4 protein-coding genes are annotated in these 12,300 nt (G+C 35.6%); 1 reads left to right on the top strand and 3 read right to left on the bottom strand.

Features of this window, described 5'->3' with window-relative positions; all coding sequences use genetic code 11:
* From DM444_RS00345 to DM444_RS00335, 3 genes are all read right to left on the bottom strand, one after another.
* A partial coding sequence (locus DM444_RS00345; protein WP_239455543.1) for a DUF11 domain-containing protein occupies positions 1 to 1,985 on the bottom strand: 1,985 nt, incomplete at its 3' end.
* A 127-nt stretch (positions 1,986 to 2,112) separates the two neighbouring features.
* Entirely contained in the window at positions 2,113 to 7,164 is a 5,052-nt protein-coding gene (locus DM444_RS00340; protein ID WP_111282909.1) for an Ig-like domain-containing protein, read from the bottom strand.
* A gap of 408 nt (positions 7,165 to 7,572) precedes the next feature.
* Positions 7,573 to 8,055 (bottom strand): regulatory protein RecX, encoded by a 483-nt coding sequence (locus DM444_RS00335; RefSeq protein WP_111282907.1) that lies wholly within the window; start codon positions 8,053 to 8,055, stop codon positions 7,573 to 7,575.
* 391 nt (positions 8,056 to 8,446) lie between these two features.
* Here DM444_RS00335 and DM444_RS00325 point away from each other — a divergent pair.
* Positions 8,447 to 12,300 (top strand): beta strand repeat-containing protein (locus tag DM444_RS00325; protein WP_162614882.1); only part of this gene is annotated, 3,854 nt, incomplete at its 3' end.

Raw genomic sequence — 12,300 nt, 5'->3', positions numbered from 1 at the left:
GGACTGTTGATGTCAAAAGTCTGAGGGGCTCTTATGCTGAATCCTCTTCCTATTGCCATATCCATTTTCCCGTTGTAATCGATCACCCATTTTAGATCAGAATCATAATAGTAGTATTTGTCATAAAGGGTGTTTGGCGAAAAATCGTGCAGGGTGAAGTTTGATTTCGTAACTGGGGTTGACCAGTATGTAAGATCATATCGGCGAACTGATGTTTCTCTTTTGTAGATAATCTCTCCAGTATTGACTGCATTGGTAGTCTGGATCAGACTTGAGTTGTTTTCAAATATCAGCTGTCCGTTTGTTGTTACAGCATTTGTAATTCTTAAAGTTACGCCTGTATGAATTGTAACAATAGCACCAGAATTAACAGTTAAGGCACACATAGAAGTGCTTGCTGTAAAAGGTTGATTTGGTGTTGTTGATGCAATAATAGCTCTTTTGGTTAAATCTGGAGCACCACTTGACCATGCTGATCCGTTCCAAGTAGTTGTAGATTCATTGCTTATTGTTACGCTAGATGTAGTTGGAGAATTACAACCGCCAACACTCACTCTAAACGCATAAGATCCAACAGCTAAATTTGGAACTGTAAACGTGGTTCCGCTACCATTATAAGTTGCAGAAGCAGTTCCAGTTTGTGTTATCTGCCAAGTTCCTAAAGCCGGAAGATTAGTTAAATCAACGCTTCCTGCACTAGGACAGGTTACATTATGAGTAGCACTTACAGTAGGAGGTGCAAGTAAAATAGTTATAGTCGCATTATTATTGTTGTAATCATCTCCCGAAATATCTGTAACGGTATTTAAAGAGGGATCAGTTCCAGTAACTGTTGCCGAATTAATAATTCTTCCTGCTGCAACATCTGCTGCAGTAATGGTGTAAGTTGCAGTTATTGTTGCTGTTTGACCAACTGCTAGAGAAGAAATTAAATTACTCGAAAATACAATTCCGGGCAGTGGATCTGAAACACTGATATTAGTAATTGGAACTTGTCCAGTATTTTTTATATCGAAACTGTAAGTTATTTGATCGCCAGCTTTACCGCATGATGATAATGTAGCTTTTTTTACCATACTTAAATCAGCAATTTTAAGTGAACTTGTATTGAAAGCAATAAAAGCGCAATCAGAACTTCCTGAAAAGACAACTACAAAACGATCAACTTGTGCTGCATTTGCTGAAGTAATACCAAACGCACTCGTTTCGATTCCCAGCATTCTAATATCTCTTGTTGCTGCAGGTGTAAAAGACACTGCACCATCAGTTGCTCTAAATAAATCTAAACTGTAAGTTCCAATAACCGAAACAGAACTAAAATTAACAGATATTTGATTACCAACAGTATTGCCAGAAGCATCAACAAATTTAAAAATGTCTGCTGATCCTCCCGTGTCTGCAACCTGAGTAACAATTATATCTGGAATATTATCATTTATTCCAACTAAATTTAAATTGTTTGTTCCAATTTTAAATTCGGAAGAACCACTTGGAATATTTGCGATTCCTGTTCCAAGGCTTAATCCATTATTGCCATCTGTAAGTCTTGACGCTCTTTCGCTTCCAGTAGGTACAGTTCCTGCTAGTGGAGGAGTCAGCACAGTTGCAGTTGCCGATCCATCTATCATTGAACCTTGGAGAAAATATGTATTTGTAGTTGCTCCTAAAGTTTGAATTTTTAAGGCTCTAAAATTTTGTGCTTCAAAAGTAACAGCGTTAGCAGTTAATTTGCTATCATCTACACCAGTTGAAAAGGTTTTTCCTCTCCACTCAAACGCTAGTAAATTATTAACATTATCAGGACGGTTTCCTACTCCTGTTGCTGCATTGGAAGTCCAGTAATTGGTTCCACTTTTATTCCAGTCAGTATGAATTCTGGTGATCGTGTTACTTTGACTAGTTACTTTTAAAGATATCAGAAAAACGAGAATACTAATTTTTTTTAATAATAAAGAACGAGAATTCGATGGCTTTTTTGTGCTCATGAAGTTGGTTAAGATTAGTTGATAAAGGGTCTCTTTTTGGTAAGCTTTTTTTTAATTATTATTGTTTTGATATGTAAAAATCCGACAGTGATTAATTGTCGGATTTTTGATTATGATTATAATCTCATTAGTTGAAAATTACTTTTTTCGTGACAGTATGGCCATTTTCTAAAATAACTTTTACTAATAAAACTTGATTGCTCGATTGTAAATTGCTTATCTGCAATTCGTTTGAATCGATTTTACTTTTGTTGTATAACAACTGACCTCCAATGTTATAAATCTGTACTTCTTCTATATTTTCAGAAGAGGTTACTTTTACAACTTTTGATTTTACAGAGACTAAAACACTGTTTTCAAGATTTTCAAAATCATCAGTGCCTAAAGTTTTATTCGTGTATTTAAGAGTAAAACGATCTGTAAAAGTTCCTGTAGCCGTAGTGAAAGTATAATTTGAACTACGCAAATCAGTTATGATTCCAGTTGTTTTGTCTTCCAAATAAACAGCTTGTGTGTCAAAAAATCCATCAGCGTGATCAATAGCAATTGTAAATTCGCCAGCAATAGTTGTTTTATATCCTAACGGAATTACTTCTGTATTGTCAAATGGAAGCGCGCGTCCTTGAATTGTCAATTTTTTAGATTCATTAATACTATAAAAATCAACGTAAGTATTACTGTTTAAAGTCGCTGCATCATAATCAATATCCCATCCGTTTGTTGCGCCTTCTGCATATCCTATTAAAGTTTGTTTAAAAGCACTTTCGCTATTTTTTAAATTTAGCCATAAACGATTTCTTTCAGAGCTTTCAGTAGTTTTAAAGAATGTTTTATTATTTGCTTTAAGACGTAAGTCGTTTGTAAATAACACAGAACTTATCGTTGGTTTTACAAAGAATCCTTGGCCAGCTGCAATATATCCTGTTGGTGTAGCACCTCCCGAATTTGCTTGAACTCCACCCATTTTGCTATAGGTTGCGAAATCGGCACTATCGTAAGTATACACATTACTTCCTTCTGCTTTTGATGGTGGTGTATTGTGTGTCCAGAAGTATAATGCTCCTAGACCATCATTATTCGAAATTAAATCGTAAGCATTTATTGCAGATGGGTATGGATTTCCAATAAAGCTCGATTTTCCAGCTGCTAGATTAACAGAAATATCTCCATTATTAGGGGTTCCATAGAATTGTCCTGTAAAATCAGCTGGTGTATTGATATCAAAAGTCTGTGGTGCTCTTACACTATAACCTTCTCCAACACCCATAACCATGGTTCCGTTGTAATTGGTAATCCATTTAGAATCCCAATAGTAATATTTGTCATACAGGGTGTTTGGTGAGAAATCATGCAATGTAAAACTTGGATTGTCTACTGGTGATGACCAATAAGTCAAATCATAACGAGTTACATTTATAGTTCTTTGATATTCAAAAGCAGTTGCTTCTCCACTAAACATAGTTTTACTTGTAGAAGTCTGAAGAAGTGCTCCGCCACTCTGTATAAGTAGTTTTGCGCCTGTTCCAACAATGATATCCTCATCAACAGTCAATGTTACATCAGTTGGAACTGTTAGCGTATATCCTGCATTAACAGTACAAGAACAAACTGAAATGTCTGAACTTAGTGTGGTATTTCCGTTAATTACCAGAGTACTTCCGCTTGGAATAGTTCCTGTTCCGTTATAAACAGCATCAGTTTTTATAAAGTTAAATCCAAGATTAGCATCACCACCATCTTCTCTCAAACGAATTTCTACTCTTGAATTACTGTTTAAAGCATAAAGCTGTCCAGAATTTACTAAGAATGAAGCGTTATTCCATCCGTCTTGAGAAAATATCAAAACATCATCGATATAAATTTCAACAGCATCATCATGATTGCTATGTTCTATTTGATATTGTCCGCAAACAAAACCTTTACGTTTGTAAACCGTTGTAAAGTTGTCATTTGGTACTTGAGCTCCTTCCCAAATTGTTGCAGATGAAGGAGATTTATCTCTTGTCCAATAAGCAGTTGAGTAAATGTTTAAATGCGGATCAACATAATTTCCAGCATATCTAACATTTGTCAAAGTTAAATCATTACCAACATAGCCATATACATTCCAAACTTTATCCCCGTATTGAGTTGGGTCACCTTTTGGTAAACCAAAGTAAAAAGTAGTTCTTGAATCGCCTCCGTCTTCATAGTATTCAAGCACAAATTGATGATCACCAACACTTAAATTTGATGTGAAATAGTCATTTACATAACCGTGTCCATTCCATCTTGCAAAAACTTGCACACCATCGATATACAGTCTAATACCATCATCACTTCCTAAGTTAAAACCATATAAACCTGCTTCGGTTATTGTTGCAGTCATTTTGTATCGCACAAAAAATCTATCTGAAGGAGCAGTATCGCAGGCAAAATTTGTAGTTACACCCGAAATAGCGCCACTTCCATTATTTCTATCAAAGTTTTTACTTTCAGTTACAGTTCCAATATAAGTGGCAATACTGCTGCTTGGTAAATCAGGGAAAGTAATACTTGGCGGTAAAGCGGCATTATCTACTATTTTATAAACATATCCATTCCAAAGATTTGCTCCAAAAGCAACTTGATCTCCAGTCGGCGCACATGGCGGAGTAGTCACATTAACCGTTACAGTTGTAGTTGAGTAATTTGTACCATTTGAAATTGTATATTCAAATGTAGCAGTTCCTGTAAAACCAGGTGTTGGCGTAAATGTAATATTAGTTGTTCCATTAACTTGTACAGTTCCTCCAGTTGTTGGCTGTGTTGCTGTAATTGATGCTAACGGAGTGTAATTTTCGTCATTTGATAAAATCGGAATATTAATAGCTGTGTTCGAATTTGTAGATGCCGTATCTGGATTAGCAGTTATTAAGTTCGAAGGTTCTACAACACCGCTAAGAGTTGGTCCAACTTCTCCGCCATAATCATTTTTTATATTGAAATATCCATTATAAAGATTTGATACTGCATATGGATAGATTCTGATGTAAAATGTTTGATTAGTGCTACTTGAAACAGTTGTTCCAGTAGGGAAGTTTAGAGTTACTGTTGTATCGGTTCCTTTTACCGTTGCTGTTGCGCCTAATAAAACTGTACCATTGTCAGCGAAAGTTGGGTCTGTAGAATAACGCACTTGGATCATAGATGCTCCTTCATTGTTCGCGCCATTTCCGTTCCCGTTTCCATTCCCATTCCCGTTTCCTGCAGGAGAGAAATAGATGAATTTGAATTGTGTAAGTGTCAGTTTGTAATTCGCTTTAGGCGTAACACTCATCTGGACATATCTGTTGTAATCAATTGCTGTTGAGCCATTATTTTGCAATCCACTTAAATTAAAGTAATTGCTATAAATACCCATACTCCAGTTTGTGCCAGTTATGGTAAGATCATTTCCAATTATATTAGAATCTGTAACTACAGCTTTAGGCTGTTGCAACGCACCATTCCAAATAATTAATTTTGGACTAAGTTCAGTAACATATACTACAACAGTTGCAGTGGCAGTTTTAGTTCCGTTTGTTAAAGTGTACGTAAATGAAGTAGTTCCTGTGAAAGCTGTTGCAGGTGTAAAAGTGAAAATGTTATTATTTCTAGTAACAGTTCCAGCAGCCGTCGAAGGCTGTGTGAAAGTTATAGTTGCGCCAGCTGTATTCGTGTCATTCGTTAATGGATTAAATGAAATAGCTCTTTTTTCTTGTGTAGTAACAATATCGTCATTTGCATTTAAATCAGTTGTGTCATATTTTAAAACAGTTCCCGTAATTGTAGGAACAGTACCAGTGCTTTTTGTATTTGTATTTGCTAAAAATATTGGAGAACCATTATCTGTATTAGATTTCAATTTATAGCCATAAACACGCAATGTCAATTTTTCGCCAGCGTACAATGTGATATTAGATAAATCTAAAGATTTAGTCACTTTACCACTGCTAGTTGCTTCGTCAATAAGTAAATTACTTGTAGCAAAATTGTCTTTAGAATAACGCACTTGATATCTCTGAACGTAAAGATTGCTGTCGCCATTATACGTAAAATTAAATTTTGCTAGCTTAACTTTATAGCCTGTTTTAGCAGATGCTGTTAATTGGAAATATTTGCTTTCGTCAATGCTAAATTGAGTTGGCCATGAAGTTCCCTTAAACCCTTCATCATTTAAAGCTTGTAAAGTTATACCTGAGCCACCCGTTAAATTTTCTGCGCTCACTGCATCTGTAGATGCATAAATGGTTGGTGTAGTTGTTGTCGTGCCTTCCCATTTAACCAAATCAGATATTACAGGCGCTGTAACCGTTACATTTACTGTGGCTGTAGAAGTGTTTGTTCCGTCGCCAATCGTGTAAGTAAAAGAAGTTGATCCAGTAAAACCAGTTGCTGGTGTAAACTTTATTGTATTATCTGAATTTACAACAGCAGTTCCGTTTGCTGACTGAGTTGCAATTGCTACTGATGATATCGGGCTGTTAGCCTGAATGTCATTAGCCAAAACATTAATAAAAGTAAAATTGTTTTGAATAGTTGTAGCAGTATCGTTATAAGCTTGCAACGTAGGAACGTAGGCGCTTACTTTCCCATTTATTGTTGGCACTGTATATGTACCTCCAGAATTAATGTCTGTATGTGAACTCATTAATGCCCATCTAGCATCACTCCACCCTGTATTTCCTCGGTCGTACCCATAAAAACGAATGTACATTGTTTCACCAGGTAGAACAACAACTCCTGTTGGGAATGACAATGTTACGTTGGTTTTTGATGAAAGCACTGGACTTTGATCGTCTAGCAATAATGTTCCGTTTGAAGGAAATGAGCTGTCTTTAGAATATCTTACTTGATATTTTCTTGGCCCGCTACTTCCGTCATAAGTGTTATATGCATATTTTAAAGTGGCTAAATCTATTTTGTAACCAGCATTTGCTGTAACAGAAATTTGAATGTATTCGGATGAACTAATAAAATTTCCAACAGGCCAGTTTGTTCCAGTAAAACCAGCATAGTTAAGCGTAGTCAAATGGGTTCCAGACATATTAGCTGAAGTAATGTTCGAAACTAAGACGTTTGGAGCAAAGCCACTAGGTTGATCCCACTTTACTAAATCAACATTTTGAGCTAACGCGAAAAAAGGCAATAAAAAAAATAAAAGTAGAGTTCTCTTCATGTTAAATGTTTTCTATCAGTTTGTTATGCTGGCATAAGATTTTTTAGCCGTCGCAAAGATAGATACATCTACGAGCAGGGAATAGTTAGGGTTTTGATAACCTATATATAATCGATGAATTGTTAAAAAACTCGATGAACTACATTGAAAAATTTAATATTAGTCAATATTTCTTATAAAATGTTAAAAAATATTATAAGAATAATCGCAAGAAAAGATGTTTTTTTAGACTGTTTTTTGAGATTTTAGACTAAAAAACGTCAGATTTGCTATAAATTCTGCAAAATGGGAATAATTTATAACCAAAAGTTGTTTTAGGAAATAGTAGATTTTATTATAATTTTCAAGATCGATATATTTGATTTTAAAAGAGTTAGTAGAGAAGCTTTTTAAAAATAAGAATGAAAGCTAATTTTCTTCCAATTCTTTCACTTTTTCATAAACCAAATTGCTTTCAAAACCCCTACGTAGCATGTAGTCACAGAACTTTTTACGCTTTTTTAGAGTATCACTTTCTGATAAATTATTCCAGCATCTTTCAGCAAGGTTTTCAAAGGTTTCAAAATACTCTTCTGACGTAATTTCCTTTAAAGCCAAAGTGATGTTCGTCGAGGAAATGTTCCTTGCCTTAAGTTCGTTTGTAATTCTAATTTTTCCCCAATTTTTGATTCTGTGTTTGCCTCTTGCGAAGCTGCACGCAAAACGAGTTTCATTTAGAAAATTTCCCTCTATCAGTTGTACGACAATACTTTCAATCTCATCCGGCGTCATTTTTAAGCTGTATAATTTTGCGACAACCTCTTCATGACATCGTTCTTGGTAGGCACAAAAATGTTCAAGTTTTTGTAGCGCTTCTTTGGAAGTAAAAGTGTTATTCGTCGGTTTTTTCATGCGTTTTAACGTTTAATTGTAGTAATTGTCAATTAGTTGTAAAATAATTCTAAAATTTGTTAAGAAATAAACAAAAGAAATAAATTATAACCTTGCGTGTTAGGCTAATTTAAATATTTTTGTATGTGATTTTAACAGTTTCAGATTGGCCTAAAAGTCAACATTTTAACATTCTGATTCAGGTTTAAAATTAGAAGTTGTACTTCTCTTTTGAGATGAAGAAATGCCATTTTCTGCTTTTTAAGCAACCCAAAAACAAATTTAATACAAATACCTACTTCATATGATGAGAAAATTACTTTACTCGTTTTTATTGTCCCATTTTTCAAGATCTTTTCCCCAAAGATCATATACGCCAAGTTTAGGGCTATTTTGCCTGATGATGTTTTTTGTGTTTTCTTTTGCTAATGCGACAACGTATTATTCTAGAGTGACGACTGGTTTATTTGCAACTAATGGAACTTGGTCGATTAATCGAAATGGAAATCCGACTAACACAGCTAATATTGCTAGTGGTGATGATTTTATAATTCAAAGCGGACATACCATTACGGTTGGAGCGAATGAAAGGCTTAATAATATAATAATTGAAGCAGGAGGAACATTAATTGTTGGTGCATATGATTTTAGAGTTGACGGTACAACAACTATTTCTGGAACATTGATACATAATAGTGCTACTGGTACAAAAAATTATTATGATTTAGTGACTATTAACTCGGGAGGAGTATGGAATAATACTGGTAATTCCGCAATAAATTTTAGAGGAGGAATTACAAATAATGGAACATTTAATGCAGGTACAGGTTCTCATACTTTTACAAACAATGCTCAATCACTAACAGGAATATTGGTCATTCCAAATCTTTCAACAAGCCAAAATTTAACTAATTTAGGCACTCTTACGGTTTCGGCTTCATTAGCTGGTGGAGGAACTTTTATAAATTCGACCAACGCGACGCTAAATTATGGAGGGACTTCAGCGATAGCTCCGACTCTTACGGCAACCGCTTCAGGGAACACTGTGAATTATAATGGCTCTGCTAATCAGACTATTAAAGCAACTTCATATTATAATCTTACAATATCTGGTACCAATACAAAATCTTTAGCTGTAGCTACAATAGTAAGCAATAATTTAAGCATACAATCAGGAAGCACATTAGATGTTACAACAAGTAACTATGCGCTTAATGTAGGGGGTGATTTCACTAATAGCGGAACATTCATGCAAAGAGCAGGAACCGTAACATTAAATGGAGCGGGTCAATCGTTCAATGTTACTAACTTTTATAATCTTGTATTCTCAGGAGGAGGAACAAAAACTTTCCCAACTTCGGCGGTTACAATTTCAGGCAATCTTTCAATTGCTTCTGGAACTTTGGCCAACTTAAATACAAATACAGGACATACTGCAGGAACGTTAACACTTAATGGAACAGGGCAAAATAATGGCTCATACGGAAGTACAGTTAGTGCAGCAACTTTTAAAAATAGTACCTACTTTGGTACGAGTGCAACTGGGATATTAAATGTAAATACAGCGAGTTGTACAGCTGGTTATTGGACTGGTGCTACCAGTACAGATTGGAATACAGCGTCAAACTGGTGTGGAAATACAATACCAACGGCAACAACAGATGTAGTTATTCCATCAGGAACAACATATCAACCTACAATTGCTGCATCAACAACAGCTTTGACTAGAAATTTAACGATCAATAGTGGTGCAACACTAACGATGGCTAATAGTACAAGTGCTTTATTAAATGTAAGCGGGAATTTTACAAATAACGGAACATTTACTCCTGGAACAGCAGGAACAGTAACTTTCAACGGAACAAACCAATCAACAAATGTTACTAGCTTTTATAATTTAGCAATCTCTGGTTCAGGAACATTAACTTTTACTGCGGCAACGAATGTGGCAGGACTTTGGTCTGTTTCTAAAGGTGCAAAAGCAGCTTTGGGATCTTATTCACATACTGCAGGAGTATTGACGTTAGCTGGTGTTGGACCTTTAACTTCTACATGGGGAAGTACTTCTTCAAACCCAACTGCTGTAAATACAAATGATACTTTTTTCTCTACAGGAAATACAGGTAGAATAACAGTTTCAGGTACACCACCATATCCAGCAATTGATAATAATTATGCATCTTATGGTACTACTGGACAAGTAACGGGTGTAAAAGGTGAGTATGAGGGATTATTAACTTTAAGTGCTCCTATTGGAAGTATTTTTATCAATGTGAAATTTGCAAGTTATGGTCTTCCAAATGGAACAGCACCAAATTTTACTATTGGTTCATGTCACGCATATAATAGCCGTTCTGTAACTACTGATTTATTGGGTAATACATCTGCAACAATTCCTTCATCAGGTTCTTATAATGCAACATTTGGAGATCCTTGTTATGGAATTGAAAAGAAATATTATGTTGTTGCAACTTATTCTACTCCTATTTGTGCAGGAACAAATCCTGGGACTATTACAGGATCTACACCAACAGGAGGTAATGGGTCTTATAGCTATTTATGGGAAGTAAGTACGACTAGTGCACTTACTGGATATACTGCCGCTCCTGGTGTAAATAATGGAAAGGATTATACCATTACAGGAGTAGTTAATCAAAAAACTTTTTATAGAAGAACTGTTACATCTGGAATTTATTCGGATGAGACTATTGTTATTGTAGTTACCAATACTTTAGCAGAAATATCAGCTCCAACTTCGGCATCAACAACTGCTAGTACTATTTGTGCGGGTACACCAATTACATTAACTGTGAATGGAGGTAATATGGGAACAAATACAGGAGGATATGCAGAATGGACTTCAGGAAGTTGTAACGGTACATTGGTAGGAAGATCAACATTGGCTAATGGTTCATTTACAGTAACTCCAACAGCAAATACTACTTATTATGTTAAATATAAAAATGCATGTGGAGAAACTGCTTGCGGAACTCCAGTCGTAATAAATAATACAACTTCTGTTACAGTTACACCAGCTACACTTAGCTCTACTACATGCCAGCCTTCTGCAATAGCTAATTTGCCAATTAGTTATTCAGCAACTACTGGAAGTCCTGTAAATTATAGTATAGCTTGGGATGCTGCAGCGATTTCTGCTGGATTTTTAAATAAAACGAATGTTGTGCCTAGTCCAGGCTTTACTGCTGCAGGCGGAGCTGGTACAATTTCAAATGCTATTAATGTACCTGCGAATGTTGCTGCAGGAACATATACGGCTTCATTTAGTGTTAGTAGTTCAAGTTGTACCAGTTTTGGTACTACCATAACTGTAGTTGTTAATCCTCGACCAACATCAGTGGTTAGCGGTTCGACAACAATATGTAACGGTTCTAGTGCCACAGTTTCAGTTGCATTAACAGGAACTGGCCCATGGAACTTAACGCGTTTTGATGGTACAGCTTCAACAAATATTAATAACATTACTGTAAATCCGTATACATTTAATGTTAATCCAACAAGTAATACAACTTATACAATTACTGCTTTAAGCGATGCAAAATGTACAGCAGTTGCTGGAGATATGACAGGAAGTGCTGTGATAACAGTAAACGCTAGACCAACATCAGTTATAAGTGGAACAGGTTCTGTTTGTAATGGATCATCTAGAACTGTTTCGGTTGCATTAACAGGAACTGGCCCTTGGGATCTAACTTATTCAGATGGTACTACTTCTACAAATATTACAGGAATTTCATCAAGTCCATATACTTTCAACGTAAGTCCGACAAGTAATAAAACGTATACAGTTACAGCTTTAAAAAATGCAAGCTGTACAGCGATAGCTGCTGATATGACAGGAAGTGCTGTAATAACAGTAAACGCTAGACCAACAGCAATTGCAAGTGGATCTACTACTATATGCAGTGGTTCTAGTGCAACAGTTTCGGTAGCATTGACAGGGACTGGCCCTTGGGATTTAACTTATTCAGATGGTACTACTTCAACAAATATTACAGGAATTACATCAAGTCCATATACTTTCAATGTAAGTCCAACAAGTAATAAAACGTATACAGTTACAGCTTTAAAAAATGCAAGCTGTACAGCAATAGCTGCTGATATGACTGGAAGTGCTGCGATAACAATAAACTCTAGACCAACAGCAATTGTAAGTGGATCTACTACTATATGCAGTGGTTCTAGTGCAACAGTTTCGGTAGCATTGACAGGAACTGGCCCTTGGGATTTAACTTATTCAGATGGTAC

The sequence above is a fragment of the Flavobacterium ginsenosidimutans genome (genome assembly GCF_003254625.1).
Classification (GTDB): domain Bacteria; phylum Bacteroidota; class Bacteroidia; order Flavobacteriales; family Flavobacteriaceae; genus Flavobacterium; species Flavobacterium ginsenosidimutans.
Note: the sequence above shows the minus strand (reverse complement) of the source record. Positions and strands in the feature narration are given on the sequence as shown.

Bases quoted from the DNA above. Each gene is read 5' to 3' on its own strand.
- DM444_RS00335 (WP_111282907.1), bottom strand. From the start codon at position 8,055: ATGAAAAAACCGACGAATAACACTTTTACTTCCAAAGAAGCGCTACAA.
- DM444_RS00340 (WP_111282909.1), bottom strand. From the start codon at position 7,164: ATGAAGAGAACTCTACTTTTATTTTTTTTATTGCCTTTTTTCGCGTTA.